The organism is Acidovorax sp. (assembly GCF_034519795.1).
GTDB lineage: Bacteria > Pseudomonadota > Gammaproteobacteria > Burkholderiales > Burkholderiaceae_C > Acidovorax.
In genome coordinates, this window is record NZ_JAXHOB010000030.1 from 269220 (window position 1) to 286778 (window position 17559).

The window sequence follows — 17559 nt, forward strand, 5'->3', positions numbered from 1 at the left end:
CGCAGATGGACAGGGGCATGAGCGTAGGCAGTCATCCATAAAGACCGCATAAAAACTTCAGCACCTGGCGTAAAGCTTTTGCCAGAAATGCGGCCCAAGCGCCCGCGCGCATGCAGGGGCACGCGATGGAATGGCAAGATCATTGCCATCCCCCCTGCGCCCGGAGGTCTGCGTGCTGATCAACTGCGTTGTCTACGAAAACGGAACCAAGCTTGCCGACATTCCCGTCGGCGAGATCGGCGAGCACATCGCCTTGCCCAATTGCTTCGTCTGGGTGGCCCTCCACGATGCTACCGAGCAGGAACTGGCCGAGCTGCAGCAGGCCTTCCACCTGCACCCGCTGGCCATCGAGGACGCCCAGCATGGCCACCAGCGGCCCAAGGTGGAGGAGTACGGCGACTCGCTCTTCGTGGTGCTGCACCTGCTGGAGATCGATGGCCTGAACGCCACGCCGCCGCGCATCGGCGAGCTCAATGTCTTCGTGGGCAGAAACTACGTGATCTCGGTGCGCAACCGCAGCGAGCAAGGTTTTGTCGGCGTGCGCCAGCGCTGCGAGCGCGAACCCGAACTGCTGACCACCGGGCCCGGCTTCGTGCTCTACGCGCTGATGGATGCGGTGGTGGACCGCTACTTTCCCGTCATCGACGCGCTCGAAGTCGAGCTGGAGACCATCGAGCAGCAAATCTTCTCGTCCCAGGGCCAGGCACGTGGCAGCGTACAGCGCCTGTACGCGCTCAAGCAGCGCCTCACCGTGCTCAAGCACGTGGTGGCGCCGCTGCTGGAAAGCGCGGGCAGGCTGCACGGCGGGCGCGTGCCGCAGCTGTGCAGCGCCTCGCAGGATTATTTCCGCGACGTGGTGGACCACCTGGGCCGCATCAACGCCTCCATCGACTCGATCCGCGACTCCATCGGCACGGCCATCCACGTCAACCTGTCGATGGTGACCATCGAGGACGGCGAGGTCGTCAAACGCCTGGCGGCCTGGGCCAGCCTGTTCGCGGTGTGCACGGCCTTCGCCGGCATCTGGGGCATGAACTTCGAGCACATGCCCGAGCTCAAGTGGCGCTATGGCTATGCCGCTGCGCTGGCCGCAATCGGCAGCGCCTGCGGCTACCTGTACTACCGGTTTCGAAAGGCCGGTTGGCTGTGAAGGGCAACATCCCCTATCGGAATGTCCGAAAAGACTTGACCACGACAACCCCCTGAGTCGCTTCGCACCTTCACCCCTCTCTCGACTCGCTGCGCGAGTAGGGAGGGGGACGCCCCCGGTGCGGCGGGGCGGCCCTTGCACGGGGGCGCTGGCCTTGGGCGTGCCAGCTTCATGCGCTGCGAGTAGTGCAATGCATCGTGTCGTTGGTACGCATTGCTCGGGTGCGGCGCAGCCTTACGAGGGCTTGGCCAGCCCCAGCTTCTCGACCAGCGCCTTCTCGCGCGCGAAGGTTTCCTGCGCAAACTTCTGGTAGGCCGAGGTGCTCATGTACATGGGCACCATGTCGTAGCGGGCCAGGGCCGTGCGGTAGCTTTCCTGCTCCATGGCCTTCTTGAAGGCGTCGTGCAGGCGCTTGACCACGGCATCCGGCGTGCCCTTGGGCGCGCCAATGCCGAACGGCGAGTTCTGCACCAGGTTGAGCCCCAGCTCCTTGAGCGTGGGCGCGTCGGGGAACTTGGCCAGGCGCTCGGCCCCCCAGGTGTTGAGCACGCGCAGCTTGCCCGCCTCCACCTGCGGCGCAAAGCCCGTGGAATCGGCCGCCGCCATGATCTGCCCGCCCAGGATGGACTGCATCAGATCGGCACTGCCCTTGTAAGGCACATGCAGCAGTTCCAGTCCCAGTTGCTGGGCAATGAGTTCCATGGTCAGGTGCGGGCTGGTCATGGTGCCGGTGGAGCCGTAGCTGAGCTTGCCGGGATTGGCCTTGGCCCAGGCGACGAAGTGCGTCCAGCTCTTGAGCTGCGAATCGGCGGGCACCACCAGGCCGAAGGCGTAACCCGTCACGTTGAGGACGTAGGAGATGTCCTTGACCGGGTCCCAGTTGATCTTGGTGGTGTAAGGCAGGCGGAACACGCCCAGCGGAATCTGCGCGACGGTGTAGCCATCGGGCGCCGCGCTTTGCAATTGCTGCGCGGGCAGCGTGCCACCGGCGCCGGGCTTGTTCTCCACGATCACGGGCTGGCCCAGGATCTTGCCGGCGCTGTCGGCCAGCGAGCGCATGGTGATGTCGGTGGGCCCGCCTGCAGGGAAGGCGATCACGAGCTTGATCGGCCTGTTCGGAAAGCTCTGGGCACGGGCCAGCAAAGAAGCGGGCGCGGCCACTGCGGCGGCACCCCACTGGATGATCTTGCGGCGGCGTTGCATGGTGGAATCCTTGGAAGACATAGATCCCTGCATTGGACTGCAGTCCCGACTGTATGGGCATGCAGGAAACCCCCTAGCTGGTGTCGCGCATGTGGCACTCCATCCTGCAGTCCCGGTCACGCCTTGTGGGTAAACAGCAGGATGCAGGTCTCGGCAATGCCGATGTCCGGCGTGAGGCGGATGCGGCACTGCGCCACGTCGAAGGCCTCCAGCCACGGGAGTGCGGTTGCTCACGGCGATCAACGAAGTATCAACGCGACAATTTTCAGCACCTTTTGATCCGTTGGATGACCATTGCGTAGCGCCGACTACCGGGAGGATTCCCGAACTGCTCCGTGCGCCGCATGCTGGCGCGCAGGTGACACCTTCGCGCACCGCGCGGTCTAGGATAAACGGCGCCGCTGGATCGGCGGCCCCAACCGCAACGACCGCAGGAGACACGACACCATGGCCACTGCTTTTTCCACCCTGATATCGGGCTACAGCTTTCTGGAGGCGCCGCGCTGGCGCGACGGCCGCCTGTGGCTGTCGGACTTCTACACCCACCAGGTCCTTGCCACCGACATGGCCGGCCAGGTGGAGAAGATCACCGAGGTACCCGGACAGCCCTCCGGCCTGGGCTGGCTGCCGGATGGGCGCCTGCTGGTGGTCTCCATGCGCGACCGCCAACTGATGCGCCTGGAGCCGGATGGCACGCTGGTGCAGCACGCGGACCTGTCGGGCATTGCCACGGCCAACACCAACGACATGGTGGTGGACCCCCAGGGTAATGCCTATGTGGGCAATTTCGGCTTCGATCTGATGAGCGGTGCCGCAGTCAGCACCGCGCGCCTGGCGCGGGTGGCGCCCGATGGCACCGTGAGCGCGGTGGCCGAGGGCCTGTTCTTCCCCAATGGCGCCATGATCACGCCCGACGGCGGCACCCTGATCGTGGCGGAAACGCTGGGCAACCGGCTCTCGGCCTTCACGATTGCGGCCGACGGCAGCCTGGGCCCGCGCCGCGACTGGGCCACGTTTGCCCCGGCACCCGAGGGCCAGGACCTGGCCGCCGTGATGGGGCAACTCAAGGTGGCACCCGACGGCGCCACGCTCGATGCCGAGGGTGCCGTCTGGGCGGCGGACGCCCTGGGCCACCGCGTGCTGCGCGTGGCCGAAGGTGGCAAGGTGCTGGCCGAGATCTCCACCGGCGGCATGGGCGTCTACGCCTGCACGCTGGGCGGGCCGGACGGCAAGACCCTGTTCCTGTGCACAGCCCCCGACTTTGCCGAGCATGCGCGCAAGGCTGCGCGCGAAGCCGCGATCTGGACCACCAGGGTGGACGTCCCCGGAGCAGGCTGGTAGCGCCCGGGGCCTGTTCAGCGCGGCGGAAGCTGTGCGTCCAGTTGCGCGTCACAGCCCACCCCCGCAGCAATCGAGCGCCGGGCCCAGGTCGCCATGGCGCGCACCAGCCAGGGGTGCGTGAAGCCGGTCACCCCGCCGGGGTCGGCCAGCATGCCGCACAGATAGCGGCCCTCGCCATCGCTCCAGCGCAACGCGGCGCACGCCCCGGTGCGCCGGCGCGACACCAGCACGCCCAGAGGACAGGGCTCCGCCAGGCAGCACAGGCCGCAGCCGTTGCAGGGCGCGCCCTGCGCCGGCTTGGGCGGCGCCTCGGGTTGCAGCCACACCACCTGGGGCGGCGAAGGGGGCAAGGGCGACATGGATGGTGAAGGTGAAACCACTCCATTGTGACGGCGCCGCAGCAAAAAAGAGACCCCGCCCATCACCAGGATGGACGGGGCCAATGACCGGTGGGAGGGGACTCGCCGGCCGAGGGGGAAACAGGTGGGAGGAAGAGCGGTGCGCCCCCCAGGAGGGGACGTCAGCAGCCCAGGGGACGGTTGGGACGCATGGGAATCACGCCGCTGACCCGCAGGGTGTTGCCGGACTCGTCGGTGGCCGTGAGCGTCTTGCTGGTCAGGCGCACCTGGTTGCTGTCACGCGCGACCACCGTGTCCACCGTGTCGCCGTTGCTGTATTCCTTGCCGGCGAAGGTCACGAAGATCTGGTGCAGGCCGGTGGCATCGGGGCGGTAGCGCACATCGCCAAAGGCCGTTTCGCTGGAGCCGACCTTGTTCGCGCCATCGAAACGGAAGGTGCACAGCTCGGGTACGGAACCAATGGGGTTCTTCTTGTCGACCTCGGTGAGGTTGAGCGCCCCGTTGCCGTACACCCCGTTGAGCCCAGGCAGGGTGGCATTGGTCACCGTGAGCACGCCCGGCTCGTTGCTGGGCGTGGGGTCGTCGCTGTTGCCCCCACCGCAGGCGACGAGCAACGCGCTGGCGGCGGCAATGGCGGAACAGGTCTTGAGCAGGGAGTTCATGGCGATGGGCTTCTTCGTATGGGGGTAAGCCGCATCGTAGGAGCCGGCTCCCGCCGGTGGCGTGCGCCAACACCCCTGCTGTGCGTAGGACCGACGCCTACAGGACCGCGGCGCACGCGCCATGCGTAAAAAGCCCGATTCCCAGGGAGAAGCGGGCCGAAGAACCGGTCGGAAATTGAGGACCGGCCGAGGGGGAAAACGGCGAATGCCGGTGCGCGCAGGAGCTGCGTGCGCCCCGGGGTCAGCAATTGGCATTGCGGGTGGCGTGCAGGGGAATGATGGCCGTCAGCTTGAGGGTGTCGGTCGATCCATCGGTGGCGCCCATGGTCTTGCTGGTGAAGCGCACCAGATTGCCACTGCGGTCCACCAGGGTGTCCACGGAGTCCAGGCTGGCGTATTCCTTGCCGTTGAAGGTGAGAAACGCGAAATACAGGCCGGTGGCCGAAGGACGGTAGGTGATCTTGCCGGATGCGGTAGGAACTGCCTGGGCAGCCGCATCAAGGGTCGCGCCGGTCAGCGAGACCGGTGCGCTCAGGTTGCCCACCACAGCGGCTGGCGTGGTGGACGCGCCGACGATGGACACAGGCGTGGTCGTCGCGCCGACCGTTGCGGTGTCTGCCGTGCCCGTGGTGGTGCCGGCAGTGGCAGTAGCGTCCACCTTGTCGGCCCCCATGAACTTGTAGGCGCATGTGGCGGGCTTGCCGCCCATGGCTTCCTGGTAGTACACCTCGGTCAGCGTGAGCTGACCATTCCCGTAGACGCCGTTGAGGCTGGGGATGGTTGCATCGGTCACGGTCAGAACACCAGGCTCGGTGCTGGGATCGGGGTCGGCAACGAAGGCCACTTCGCTGGCACTGGTGGTGCTGAAACTGCCGCTACCACCGCCACCGCCACCACCGCCGCAGGCGGTGAGCAGTACCGATACGAGGGCCAGTGCAGTCAGGGTTGGGGTGTGTGAGGTCATGGCAGTAGGCGGGTAGTTAGGGGTGGATCAGGGCTTTTGGGCTTGGCGCCTTCTCGCCGTAACCCATGAAACGAAGAGTAGGTTTTTCCCCTCTTCCGCCACGTGCGCCGAGTTCCGCGCCTCCCGTAGGACTCTGCCCAACGCCCACGTGGGCCATGCCCCTTGCCGCCTGTCCCCGCCCGGGCCCCGCTGTCGAGACCCGCTCCCTGTCCCCCCAACCCCTTCAGCGCGCCAGCACCGGCGCCAGCGCCACGCCGGTGTGCGTGCCCAGTTGCACCACCGTTTCCGGTGCTGCGGCGGCCACGATGCGCCCTCCTTCCTTGCCCCCTTCGGGCCCCAGGTCGATGATCCAGTCGGCCTCGGCGATCACGTCCAGGTCGTGCTCGATCACCACCACGCTGTGCCCGCCATCGACCAGGCGGTGCAGCACGCGGATCAGCTTGTCCACGTCGGCCATGTGCAGGCCCACGGTGGGTTCGTCGAGCACGTAGAGCGTGTGCGGTGCCTTCTGGCCCCGGCGGCCCACCTCGTCGCGCACCTTGGTCAGCTCGGTCACGAGCTTGATGCGCTGCGCCTCGCCACCCGACAGCGTGGGCGAGGGCTGGCCCAGCGTGAGGTAGCCCAGGCCCACGTCCTTGAGCAGTTGCAGCGGGTGCGCAATGCTGGGCATGGCGGCGAAGAAGTCCACGGCTTCGTCGACCTCCATCTGCAGCACGTCGCCGATGCTCTTGCCGCGCCAGGTCACGGCCAGCGTCTCGGGGTTGAAACGCGCGCCGTGGCAGGCCTCGCAAGGCACCTTCACGTCGGGCAGAAAGCTCATGGCGATGGTGCGTATGCCCTGGCCTTCGCAGGTCGGGCAGCGGCCCTCGCCGGTGTTGAAGCTGAAGCGCCCGGCGGCATAGCCGCGTGCCTTGGCCTCCAGCGTCTCGGCAAACAGCTTGCGGATGGTGTCCCAGAAGCCGATGTAGGTCGCAGGGCAGGAGCGCGGCGTCTTGCCGATGGGGGTCTGGTCCACTTCCAGCACCCGGTCCACCGACTCGAAGCCCGCCAGGCCGGTGCAACCCACCAGGGCCGGGGCCTTGCCGGCGTCCATGGCATCGCGCCCGGCCTTGGTGGAACGTTGCTGCACCCAGGCCTGCACATTGGTCAGCAGCACGTCGCGCGCCAGCGTGGACTTGCCCGAGCCGCTCACGCCCGTCACAGCCACCAGGCGGTGCAGCGGCACGGTGGCCGTCACGTTCTGCAGGTTGTGCAGGTGCGCGCCATGCACGGTGAGCCAGCGGATGGCGGCGCGCGCCTTGGCATCGTCAAGTGCCTGTGCCGTGAGCGCTGCGGCCTGCGCGGCGCGTTTCTTGACCGCTGCGCTCTGCCGCCCCTTGGGGGCGTCCACGGGCTCGCCCAAGGCAGCGTCGGCTGCGCTCAGCTCGCTCGGCAGCATGCTGCGGCGCAACTGCAGCGGGTGCTTCATGGCATGCAGCAGGTAGCGGCCGGTCTGCGAATCTGCGGCGGCAGTGATGTCGGCCACGCTGCCCTGCGCCACCAGGCGCCCGCCGCGCTTGCCGGCGCTCGGGCCGATGTCGATGATGTGGTCGGCACGGCGGATGGTGTCCTCGTCGTGCTCCACCACCACCAGGGTGTTGCCCTTGTCGCCGAGCTTGTGCAGGGCGTTGAGCAAAATCTGGTTGTCGCGCGCATGCAGGCCGATGGTGGGCTCGTCGAGCACATAGCACACGCCCTGCAGGTTGCTGCCCAGCTGCGCCGCCAGGCGGATGCGCTGTGCCTCGCCGCCCGAGAGCGTGGGTGCGCCGCGGTCCAGCGTGAGGTAACCGAGGCCCACCTCTTCGAGGAATTCGAGCCGGCTCTTGATCTCGGGCACCAGGTCGCGCGCGATGTCGCCTTCGCGCCGGGTCATGCCGCCCTCGATCTGCAGGGTCTCGACCCAGCGGCGCACATCGGTGACCGACAGGGCGGCGATGTCGGTGATGCCGATGCCCGCAAAGCGCACGGCGCGCGCCGTGGCGTTCAGGCGCGTGCCCAGGCAGCCGGGGCAGGCGGTGTCGGCCAGGTCCTCGACCTCGGGCTCGGCAAAGGTCTGCTCGCGGCCTTTTTCCTTGTCGTCCTGCACCGAGTCGTCGAACACCTTGCGCTGGTCTTTGGTCAGCTTGACGCCGGTGCCCACGCAGTCGGGGCACCAGCCATGCTTGCTGTTGTAGCTGAACAGGCGCGGATCGAGCTCGGCATACGAGGTGGCACACACCGGGCAGGCGCGCTTGGTCGAGAAGGCCTGCAGCGTGCCGATGGCTGCCGTGGGCGTGCCCGCGAGCATGGCCTCGCGCAGGCCTTCGAGGCTGCTGAGCACATGCACCACGCCCTTGCCGTGGGTGAGCGCCTGCGCGAGCGATTCGCGCAGCAACGCCTCGTTGTCAGCCGACACATCGATGCTGGCCACCGGCAGCTCGATGGTGTGCTCCTTGAAGCGGTCGATGCGCGGAAAGCCCGTGGTCGGCAAAAAGTTGCCATCCACCCGCAGGTGCGTGAAGCCGCGCGGGCGCGCCCAGTCGGCCAGTTCGGTGTAGACGCCCTTGCGGTTCATCACCAGCGGCGCCAGAAGGCCGATGTGCTGACCGCGGAAGTTGCGCAACAGCTGCGCGGCAATGCTTTCGGGCGTCTGCGGCTGCACGGCGGCGCCGTCCTTCACGCAGTGCTGCGTGCCGAGCTTGACGTACAAAAGGCGCAAAAAGTGCCAGACCTCGGTGGTGGTTCCCACCGTGGACTTGCGCCCCCCGCGCGACAGGCGCTGCTCGATGGCCACCGTGGGCGGGATGCCGTAGACCGCGTCCACCTCGGGTCGGCCCGCGGGCTGCACGATGCTGCGCGCATAGGCGTTGAGCGATTCGAGGTAGCGGCGCTGCCCTTCGTTGAACAAAATGTCGAACGCCAGCGTGGACTTGCCTGAGCCGCTGACCCCGGTCACCACGTTGAAACGGCCGCGCGGGATGTCCACGCTCAGGTTCTTGAGGTTGTGCTCCTTGGCGTTGATGATCTCGATGGCGTTCTTGGCGGTATTGGCCTGGCCGGCATGGGCCAGGCGCTGCTGCTTGCGCAGCACCGCCGCCTTCTCGTGCACCGAGTGGCCGCCTGCGCCCAGCGTCAGCTCATAGTCGCGCAGCGCCTGCCCGGTATGGGACGTGGCGTGCTGGCGCACGTCCTCGGGCGTGCCCTCGGCCACCAGCAGGCCGCCGCCGTCGCCGCCCTCGGGGCCCAGGTCGATGAGCCAGTCGCTGGCGCGGATCACGTCCAGGTTGTGCTCGATCACGATCAGCGAATGGCCGGCGTCGATGAGCTTGCGCAGCGCGCGCATGAGCTTGGCGATGTCGTCGAAGTGCAGGCCCGTGGTGGGCTCGTCGAACAGGAACAGCGTGCCCTTGCGCGCAATGGCCTGGCGCGACTTGGCGGCCGTGCGCGCCGCCTCGGCCAGAAAGCCCGCGAGCTTGAGGCGCTGCGCCTCGCCACCCGAGAGCGTGGGCACAGGCTGGCCCAGGGCCACATATTCGAGCCCCACGTCCACGATGGGCTGCAGTGCGCGGATCACGTCGCGGTCGCTGGCGAAGAGCTCGGCCGCCTCGGCCACCGTGAGGGCCAGCACGTCGGCCACGTTGAGCGCGCGGCCACCACGCTCGATGGTGATCTCCAGGATCTCGGGGCGGTAGCGCTTGCCATCGCAATCGGGGCAGCGCAGGTACACGTCGGACAGGAACTGCATCTCCACATGCTCGAAGCCCGAGCCGCCGCAGGTCGGGCAGCGCCCGTCGCCGCTGTTGAAGCTGAACTTGGCCGCCGTGTAGCTGCGCTGCCTGGACAAGGGTGCCACGGCGAACAGCTCGCGGATGCTGTCCCAGGCGCCGACATAGCTCACGGGGTTGGAGCGGGCCGTCTTGCCGATGGGGGACTGGTCCACGAAGACCACGTCCGACAGGTGGTCGGCGCCCAGCATGCGCTCGTGCGCGCCCGGCGAATCGGTGGCCTTGCCGAAGTGGCGCAGCAGCGCGGGGGCCAGCACGTCCTGGACCAGGCTGGACTTGCCCGAGCCGCTGACACCGGTGACGGTGACCAGGCGCTGCAGCGGGAACTCCACCGACACGTCACGCAGGTTGTGCTCGCGTGCGCCTTCGAGGACCAGGCGCGGCGTGGCCTCGGTCACCATGCGCTTGAAGCCGAAGCCCACGTGCTTGCGCCCGCTGAGGTAGGCGCCGGTAAGGGTGTCGGCCTGGCGCAGGTCGGCCGTGCTGCCGTCGAAGACGATCTGCCCGCCCAGGCGGCCGGGGCCGGGGCCCATGTCGATCATGCGGTCGGCCGCGAGCATCACGGCCGGGTCGTGCTCCACCACCACCAGGGTGTTGCCTGCGTCGCGCAGGCGCAGCATGGCCTCGGTGATGCGGTGCATGTCGCGCTGGTGCAGGCCGATGCTGGGCTCGTCGAGCACGAACAGGGTGTTGACCAGCGAGGTGCCGAGCGCCGTGGTCAGGTTGATGCGCTGCACCTCGCCGCCGCTCAGGGTGCGGCTTTGCCGGTCCAGCGTGAGGTAGCCGATGCCCACGTCGCACAGGTATTTGAGGCGCGTGGTGATCTCCTCGAACAGCAGCTTCAGGGCCTGGGCATCGCCTTCGTTGCCCTGCCCGCCCGCGGCCACGAAGTCGATGCGGTCGAAGAAGCGCCGCAGCCGGTCGATGGGCAGCAGCATCAGGTCGTGCAGGCACAGGCCCGGCAGGGCTTCGAGCTGCGCGCGGCTCCATTGCACACCCTCGGGCATGAAGCGCCGGCCGGGTTCGAGCACCGCGTCGGCCGCGTCCTTGCTGCCGATGCGCCACTGCAGGCTCTCGGTCTTCAGGCGCGCACCGGCGCAGGTGGGGCATGGCGTGTAGCTGCGGTACTTGGACAGCAGCACCCGGATGTGCATCTTGTAGGCCTTGCTCTCCAGGTACTCGAAGAAGCGCTTGATGCCGTACCACTGCTTGCTCCACTGCCCGTCCTTGTAGCCGGGCGTGCCGCCGATGACCCACTTCTTCTGGTCCTCGGTGAGCTTGTTCCACGGTGTGTCGCGCGGGATGCCGGCGCTCTCGGCATGGCGCATCAGGTCGTCCTGGGCTTCTTTCCACGCCGGGGTCTGGATGGTCTTGATGGCTCCCGCGCGCAAGGTGAGCTTGTCGTTGGGGATGACGAGGCCATAGTCCACCCCGATCACGCGGCCAAAGCCGCGGCAGGTCTCGCACGCGCCCACGGCGGAGTTGAACGAGAACATCGACGGGATCGGGTCGCTGTAGCGCAGGTCGCTGTCGGGGCAATGCAGGCCGGTGGAAAAGCGCCACAGTTCGGGCTCGGCCTCGGGCGCATCGGCCAGGCGGTAGACATTGAGCCGCCCGGTGCCGCGCTTCAAGGCCACCTCGATGGCCTCTATCACACGCGCCTTCTCGGCATTGCCCAGGCGAAAGCGGTCGGCCACCACATCGAGCAGCTTGCGCGGGCCGGTGGGCGTGGCCAGCTCGCGCTCGGCCTGCACCTTGGTGAAGCCGCTGGCCGACAGCCACTGCTCGACCTGCTCGGCCGAAGTGTTGGCGGGCAGCTCGACCGGGAAGGTGAGCACGATGCGCGGGTCACCGCCTGCGGCGCAGCGGCGCTGCAGCTCGGCGTAGATGGTCTCGGGGCTGTCGTGGCGCACCGGCTGCGCGGTTTCGCGGTCGAACAGCTGGCCGGCGCGCGCGAACAACAGCTTCAGGTGGTCGTTGAGCTCGGTCATCGTGCCCACGGTGGAGCGTGAGCTGCGCACCGGGTTGGTCTGGTCGATGGCGATGGCCGGCGGCACGCCTTCGACCTTGTCCACGGCCGGCTTGTCCATGCGGTCCAGGAACTGGCGCGCATAGGCGCTGAAGGTCTCCACATAGCGCCGCTGCCCTTCGGCATACAGGGTGTCGAAGACCAGGCTGGATTTGCCCGAGCCACTCGGGCCCGTGACCACCGTGAGCTCACCGGTGCGGATGTCCAGATCCAGGTTCTTGAGGTTGTGCTGGCGTGCGCCGCGGATACGGATCAGTCCCTGGGTCATGGAAGCAGTCTTTCGAGGTGAGGCGGGACATTCTAGGCACCGCCGCGCGCCCCGTCCGGCCGCACTCCAATAGCCCCTGAGAGCGCATCTGCTGACAAGTCCTGTCACAGCGTCGGGTTATGCCGGATCGCAAACAGAGAACATCTGTTTAGAGTGACCGGATAAATCAAGGAGACAACCATGAACAACACATGGAAACAATGGGGGACCGCAGCCCTTCTCGCGGCGGCGCTGTGCGGCACGGGCCATGCGCAGATCCTGATCGGGCAGACGGCAGGCTACTCGGGCCAGGTGGCGGCGGGCGTGAAAGAAACCTCGGATGGCGCAAAGCTGTTCATCGATGCCGTCAACGCCAAGGGGGGTATCAACGGGCAGAAGATCGAGCTCCTCTCGATGGACGACAAGTTCGACCCCAAGCTGGCAGCCGAGAACGCCCGCGTGCTGATCGAGGACAAGAACGTGCTGGCCATGTTCCTCACGCGCGGCACGCCCCATACCGAGGCCATGATTCCGCTGCTGGACAAACACGGCGTGGCGCTGGTCGGCCCGTCCACCGGGGCCATGGTGCTGCACCAGCCGGTGCGCAAGAACATCTTCAACGTGCGTGCCACCTACCAGCGCGAGGCCGAGAAGGCCATGGGCCACCTGGCCTCCATGGGCATCACCCGCATCGCGGTGGTGTACGCCGACGACAGCTTTGGCGCCGATGGCGTGGCGGGTGCCCAGAAGGGCCTGGCCGCCAGCAAGCTGACCGCCGTGGTGCTGGAAAAATTCGACCGCGCCAAGCCGGACTTTGCCCCCATTGCCGCCAAGGTCGCCAAGGCCCAGGCGCAGGCCGTGCTGATGATCGCCTCGGGCTCGGCCGTGGTGGATGCCGGCAATGCCCTGCGTGCAGCGGGCTCGGGTGCGCAGATCGTGACCCTGTCCAACAACGCCTCGGGTGGTTTCATCAAGAGCCTGGGCGCCAATGCGCGCGGCGTGATCGTGACCCAGGTCTACCCCAACGAACGCGCCGTGACCTACGGCATGGTCAAGGAGGCGCAGGAACTGGCCAAGGCCAAGGGCCAAAACGAAATCAGCCCGGCCATGCTGGAAGGCTTTGCAGCCGCCAAGGTGCTGGTCGAGGGCCTCAAGCGCGCCGGGCCCAAACCCACGCGCGAAAAGATCCAGGTGGCTCTCGAGAGCATGAAGAAGTTCGATCTCGGGGGGCTGGAGCTGAGCTACGCGCCCGATGACCACACCGGCCTGGACTTTGCCGACCTGTCCATCATCGGCACGGACGGCCGGTTCCGCCGCTGAAGCCGCAGCCGTTCAGACAGCGCTCGGGGCGCTTGCAGACCTACTTGTTGGACAGGAAAGAACTGCAGCGCGGAGGTCTACCGCCCGGGTTTTTCCAATCTCGCCACCGCAGGAGCCGACCGGCGGTTCAGACCTCGAAACCCTGTCAGGGTCATCGCTGCATCACCGTCGTGCAGCGAACACTCGGACACCGCCGCACTACACCGCGCTGCGGCGTCTACAACACGGCAAACAATTTTTCCCGGAGTTCGGGCAGCCTCTTCTTGCCAATGGAGTTGGTCTCCATGGCCTGTACCCACGGCCCATAGACCCGTCGCAGATCATCGCTGGATTGGCAGGCGTGTATCGCCTCGATCAAAGAGATGCGATTGTGGTGCCCGAAAATCGTGTTGACCGTGTTGGTCATGAAGTTGCGCGCCATTTCCACATCCTTGGCGGTCCGCGTCTGCGCCGATGGCAAATCGGCCAGTTCCCCGAGGCCCCCCGCCGCCTGTGTCGACGACTCAACGGACCTGGAAGCGGAGCCGGCTACGAGTGCTACGCAGTCGAGCTTGAGCAATTCATCCAATAAGCTGAGGATGTCGGTCCCCGCAACAAAGGCCCCCAACTCCTTGCCCGTCCGGTTCCCGTCCACCAGGATCAACACGCGCCGCGCCAATGCCCCCAGGCCCAGTGACCGGGTCTGAATCTCCTGCAGGCCCTGCGGTGTCTTGGTCAGCTTTGCCGTCAGCAAGTGGGTCAGTTCATCAGCCATGGCTTTGGGAGGACCTGTGTATTGATGTGTATTGGACAACCCATCAGAAGCCTGAATCGCAATCCTGGATCCGTCGAGGGAACCGGATCCAAGGATATACGGACTTGGAGATCGGCACGCATCCCAAGGCGCATCGGTCTATGCATGCCAAATGTTCTGAGTTGGACATTCGTTGAAGAAAAAATCTGCCGAATTCGACGTCACGCAAGCGCAGCTGAGCCGGATGCCCGGCGAGCATTTGGAACACCGAATGGCGTGGACTGTCGGTAGATTTATTCAATGGATTTCTACTCGGCACACCAGACCTTCATACAAGCAGGAGTTTTAATGGGCAGTGGTCACCTGCCAATGGTGTTTTCACCAAGGACACCCCGCTCAGCAGGACTATCCGCACATTCGGACGGGTCTTTTTGAGAACGCCCAGCGGGCAGCGCAGGCAGTCCCGCCAAACCTTGCGCAGCGAAGGCTTGCCCGATTGAAAAGATCCTGACCTCGGACACAAGCCTCAGGCCCCCATCAACACCGCCGCATACCAGCCTCCCCGGTATCAGGACTTCCCGCAATCGTGTGCGTGCGCCGCTCTCGCGAGTGGCCAGGCTGCGGACGGGCTCACGTCAGTGTTTTCCCTTGAGTCGTAAACCTTGAGTCAGCTTCACCACTTTCATCAGTTCGCTGTAAGGAAGCGTCGCCACAGTCGTTTCCGCAGCACCGAGGCCTCGCCCACGGAATGCGCAGGGGCAGCAAAAAAAAGCTGTGTTTCTTTACTCACACACGAGGGGATTTCATGAAGGAAGACAAAAGCAGTCATGCCTACTGGAAAGCCACGCTCGGCCTGCTCACCAAGATTCTCGTCATCTGGTTTGTAGTGTCGTTTGGCGCGGGGATCTTGTTCGTTGACTTGTTCAACAAGATCAGTCTGGGCGGCTATCCGCTGGGTTTCTGGTTCGCCCAGCAGGGCTCCATCTACATCTTCATTGCGCTGATTTTTTACTACGCCAAGAAGATGGGTGACATCGACCGTCGGTTTGACGTGCATGAAGACTGAGGACTGACATCATGGATCTTCAAACAACCATCTACGTCTTTGTCGGCCTGAGCTTTTCGCTCTACATCGGCATCGCCATCTGGGCCCGTGCGGGCTCGACCAGTGAGTTCTACGCTGCCGGCGGCAGCGTCCACCCCGTTACCAATGGCATGGCCACAGCGGCCGACTGGATGAGTGCCGCATCATTCATTTCCATGGCGGGGCTGATTGCCAACATGGGTTACGGCGGTGCGCTGTTCATCATGGGCTGGACGGGCGGCTACGTACTGCTGGCCATGCTGCTTGCGCCGTATCTTCGCAAGTTCGGAAAGTTCACGGTGCCGCAGTTCATCGGCGACCGCTTCTACTCCAAACACGCGAGCACCGTGGCTGTGCTGTGCCTGCTGGTGGCATCGCTCACCTACATCATTGGTCAGATGACGGGTGTGGGCATTGCTTTCTCTCGCTTCCTCGGCGTGTCTAGCGACGTTGGCATCTACGTCGGCATGGCCATTGTGTTTGCCTATGCGGTGTTCGGCGGCATGAAAGGCATCACTTATACACAGGTTGCACAGTACATCGTGCTGATCCTGGCGTATACCGTGCCAGCCGTGTTTATCTCGCTGCAACTGACAGGCAATGCGTTTCCCCAGCTTGGGCTGGGTGGTACTTACAGCGGAACCGACATGACTTTGTTGGCCAAGCTCGATTCCGTGGTGACTGATCTTGGTTTCGGCAAGTACACCACGCAATTGCCAGGCAGCACACTGAACATGTTCATGTACACGCTGTCGCTGATGATCGGTACCGCAGGTCTGCCCCACGTCATCATGCGATTCTTTACCGTGCCTTCGGTGAAGGACGCACGTAGCTCCGCCGGCTGGGCACTGGTGTTCATTGCCATCCTGTACACCACGGCGCCTGCCGTGGGTGCCATGGCCAAGTTGAACCTGCATGCCACTGTGAACACTGCCGTGAAGGCCGGTGGCGACCTGTATGCCCCTGAAGCTTCCATCAAGAACGATGACCGTCCTGACTGGATGAAGCGTTGGGAAAAGACGGGTCTGCTGAAGTGGGAAGACAAGAACGGCGACGGCCGCATCCAGTACTACAACGACAAGACTTCCAACGCCACCGCCAAGGGCAAGGCTGAAGCTGCCGGCTGGAAGGGCAATGAACTGTCCGTCAATGCCGACATCATCGTGCTGGCCAATCCTGAAATCGCGCTGCTGCCCAACTGGGTGATCGCGCTGGTGGCGGCAGGCGGCTTGGCTGCGGCGCTGTCCACTGCTGCTGGTCTGCTGATGGCCATTTCGTCGGCGGTGTCCCATGACCTGATCAAGGGGGTATTCAACCCCAACATCAGCGAAAAGAACGAGTTGCTGGCGGGCAAGGTCTCCATGGCCGTTGCGATTCTGGTGGCCGGGTATCTGGGCTTGAATCCGCCAGGGTTTGCGGCCGGCACGGTGGCACTGGCCTTTGGTATTGCAGCCAGTTCCCTGTTCCCTGCCATCATGATGGGTATTTTCAGCAAGAAGATGAACAAGGAAGGCGCCATGGCCGGCATGCTGGCAGGGCTGTTCTTCACGCTGTTCTACGTGTTTGCGCACAAGGGCATCTTCTTCATCAAGGGCACGGAATACCTGGGCCTGATTGGCGGCGCCAACAGTCTCATGGGCATCACTCCAGAAGCCATTGGCGCGGTGGGTGCAATGGTGAACTTCGGTGTGGCATTCCTGGTGGACAAGTTCACCAAGGAGCCACCGCCACACATCCAGGCCATGGTCGAAGCGGTGCGTGTGCCGCGCGGCTCCAAGCTGGTGGATGGCGCACACTGAGTGCAGGTGGCAAGGCACACGCCTTGCCACCGTGTAAACCACACTGTTGGCTGCGGCGCAGCGCTGTGACAATATGGGCCCTGCCGGCTGCGCTGGCAGGGCCTTTTTACTGAGTTTTCTGGTTGGTACCGCAGTGAGCGGCATCACCACGAGGGGAGCCTTGCATGGTTTTCGATGTCAGCGTCGCTTTGACGTGGATTTTGTATCTGGCGCTGTTCCCGATGGCGTTCTTCTGGTTCCGCCGGGCGTGGCGCATTGTGGTCAAGCGCGACTTTTCCGAGGTGGCGTTGAAGGGCGGCATGCCGCCGCCGACCCCAGAAAAATACGCGCCATTCGAGATGATCATCAACCTTGTCGCGGGCACGGTCGCCACGGTGGTCATCATCAGCGTGGGACTGGGCCAGTTGGACTACAACACCTGGACGGCCATTGCGGGCAGCACGATCTGGTGCAAGTTCTTTCTCAGCTTTGCGCTGTCGCGCCAGGCACATTCTGGCGTTCGCAAGCCCAAAACGGCGCCCAAAGCCTGACTTCGTCGATCAGCAAGTAAGACCGAGGTAAGTGCCAGGCGCACAATTCGGTCCAGGGAGGCGTTGAGACTTCTCGCCAGGAGATCGCTGTGCACAAAGAACTCGGCTCGCAACGCCTGGTTGCACTTTTTGTCGGGGGCTGGGTGTTGTTCAGTTTTCCGCTGCTGGGACTGTGGGACCGTGAGGCCTCGGTCTGGGGCATTCCCGTGTTCCCGGCTGTGCTGTTTCTGCTGTGGCTGGCGCTGATCGTCGCGCTTGCCTGGCTGGTTGACCGGCCGTCGCTGCGCGACGAGGACATGCCATCGACCGCACCGCCCCCCCCACCGCCTGGCTGA

Annotated in this window: 13 protein-coding genes; 7 read left to right on the plus strand and 6 right to left on the minus strand. The window is 65.2% G+C overall.

Annotated features, from left to right (window positions below):
* Positions 1 to 172: 172 nt before the first annotated feature.
* Positions 173 to 1150 (plus strand): magnesium and cobalt transport protein CorA, encoded by a 978-nt coding sequence (locus tag U5N23_RS30100; protein ID WP_322596357.1) that lies wholly within the window; start codon positions 173 to 175, stop codon positions 1148 to 1150.
* Positions 1151 to 1384: 234 nt separating this feature from the next.
* On the opposite strand, the gene U5N23_RS30105 is transcribed toward U5N23_RS30100, so the two are convergent.
* Entirely contained in the window at positions 1385 to 2353 is a 969-nt protein-coding gene (locus U5N23_RS30105; RefSeq protein ID WP_322596358.1) for a tripartite tricarboxylate transporter substrate binding protein, read from the minus strand.
* A gap of 447 nt (positions 2354 to 2800) precedes the next feature.
* Between U5N23_RS30105 and U5N23_RS30110 the strand changes: the two genes are divergently transcribed.
* Complete coding sequence (locus U5N23_RS30110) at positions 2801 to 3694, plus strand: SMP-30/gluconolactonase/LRE family protein (RefSeq protein WP_322596359.1); 894 nt, start codon at positions 2801 to 2803, stop codon at positions 3692 to 3694.
* A 14-nt stretch (positions 3695 to 3708) separates the two neighbouring features.
* Here the strand turns inward: U5N23_RS30110 and U5N23_RS30115 are convergent, their stop codons facing one another.
* The 4 genes from U5N23_RS30115 to uvrA form a co-directional block, all read right to left on the minus strand.
* On the minus strand, positions 3709 to 4053 hold the full coding sequence (locus tag U5N23_RS30115; protein WP_322596360.1) for a hypothetical protein: 345 nt from the start codon (positions 4051 to 4053) through the stop codon (positions 3709 to 3711).
* 161 nt (positions 4054 to 4214) lie between these two features.
* A complete protein-coding gene (locus U5N23_RS30120) occupies positions 4215 to 4715 on the minus strand; it encodes a hypothetical protein (protein ID WP_322596361.1) in 501 nt (166 codons plus the stop codon).
* A gap of 241 nt (positions 4716 to 4956) precedes the next feature.
* A complete protein-coding gene (locus U5N23_RS30125; RefSeq protein ID WP_322596362.1) occupies positions 4957 to 5679 on the minus strand; it encodes a hypothetical protein in 723 nt (240 codons plus the stop codon).
* Positions 5680 to 5902: 223 nt separating this feature from the next.
* Entirely contained in the window at positions 5903 to 11779 is a 5877-nt protein-coding gene (gene uvrA / locus U5N23_RS30130; protein ID WP_322596363.1) for an excinuclease ABC subunit UvrA, read from the minus strand.
* A 180-nt stretch (positions 11780 to 11959) separates the two neighbouring features.
* Here uvrA and U5N23_RS30135 point away from each other — a divergent pair, with 180 nt between their 5' ends.
* Entirely contained in the window at positions 11960 to 13078 is a 1119-nt protein-coding gene (locus U5N23_RS30135; RefSeq protein WP_322596364.1) for an ABC transporter substrate-binding protein, read from the plus strand.
* Between the two features lie 217 nt (positions 13079 to 13295).
* Here U5N23_RS30135 and U5N23_RS30140 read toward each other — a convergent pair whose 3' ends face one another.
* On the minus strand, positions 13296 to 13832 hold the full coding sequence (locus U5N23_RS30140) for a hypothetical protein (RefSeq protein ID WP_322596365.1): 537 nt from the start codon (positions 13830 to 13832) through the stop codon (positions 13296 to 13298).
* A 784-nt stretch (positions 13833 to 14616) separates the two neighbouring features.
* Between U5N23_RS30140 and U5N23_RS30145 the strand changes: the two genes are divergently transcribed.
* The 4 genes from U5N23_RS30145 (at position 14617) to U5N23_RS30160 (ending at position 17559) form a co-directional block, all read left to right on the plus strand.
* Positions 14617 to 14877 (plus strand): DUF4212 domain-containing protein, encoded by a 261-nt coding sequence (locus tag U5N23_RS30145; protein WP_322596366.1) that lies wholly within the window; start codon positions 14617 to 14619, stop codon positions 14875 to 14877.
* An 11-nt stretch (positions 14878 to 14888) separates the two neighbouring features.
* Positions 14889 to 16694 carry a sodium:solute symporter family protein gene (locus U5N23_RS30150; RefSeq protein ID WP_322596367.1) on the plus strand — a complete coding sequence of 602 codons (1806 nt, stop codon included), beginning with the start codon at positions 14889 to 14891 and terminating at the stop codon, positions 16692 to 16694.
* A 164-nt stretch (positions 16695 to 16858) separates the two neighbouring features.
* Positions 16859 to 17224 (plus strand): hypothetical protein, encoded by a 366-nt coding sequence (locus U5N23_RS30155; protein WP_322596368.1) that lies wholly within the window; start codon positions 16859 to 16861, stop codon positions 17222 to 17224.
* An 89-nt stretch (positions 17225 to 17313) separates the two neighbouring features.
* On the plus strand, positions 17314 to 17559 hold the full coding sequence (locus U5N23_RS30160; protein ID WP_322596369.1) for a hypothetical protein: 246 nt from the start codon (positions 17314 to 17316) through the stop codon (positions 17557 to 17559).

Bases quoted from the DNA above. Each gene is read 5' to 3' on its own strand.
- U5N23_RS30105 (WP_322596358.1), bottom strand. From the start codon at position 2,353: ATGCAACGCCGCCGCAAGATCATCCAGTGGGGTGCCGCCGCAGTGGCC.
- U5N23_RS30110 (WP_322596359.1), top strand. From the start codon at position 2,801: ATGGCCACTGCTTTTTCCACCCTGATATCGGGCTACAGCTTTCTGGAG.
- U5N23_RS30115 (WP_322596360.1), bottom strand. From the start codon at position 4,053: ATGTCGCCCTTGCCCCCTTCGCCGCCCCAGGTGGTGTGGCTGCAACCC.
- U5N23_RS30120 (WP_322596361.1), bottom strand. From the start codon at position 4,715: ATGAACTCCCTGCTCAAGACCTGTTCCGCCATTGCCGCCGCCAGCGCG.
- U5N23_RS30125 (WP_322596362.1), bottom strand. From the start codon at position 5,679: ATGACCTCACACACCCCAACCCTGACTGCACTGGCCCTCGTATCGGTA.
- uvrA (WP_322596363.1), bottom strand. From the start codon at position 11,779: ATGACCCAGGGACTGATCCGTATCCGCGGCGCACGCCAGCACAACCTC.
- U5N23_RS30135 (WP_322596364.1), top strand. From the start codon at position 11,960: ATGAACAACACATGGAAACAATGGGGGACCGCAGCCCTTCTCGCGGCG.
- U5N23_RS30140 (WP_322596365.1), bottom strand. From the start codon at position 13,832: ATGGCTGATGAACTGACCCACTTGCTGACGGCAAAGCTGACCAAGACA.
- U5N23_RS30145 (WP_322596366.1), top strand. From the start codon at position 14,617: ATGAAGGAAGACAAAAGCAGTCATGCCTACTGGAAAGCCACGCTCGGC.
- U5N23_RS30150 (WP_322596367.1), top strand. From the start codon at position 14,889: ATGGATCTTCAAACAACCATCTACGTCTTTGTCGGCCTGAGCTTTTCG.
- U5N23_RS30155 (WP_322596368.1), top strand. From the start codon at position 16,859: ATGGTTTTCGATGTCAGCGTCGCTTTGACGTGGATTTTGTATCTGGCG.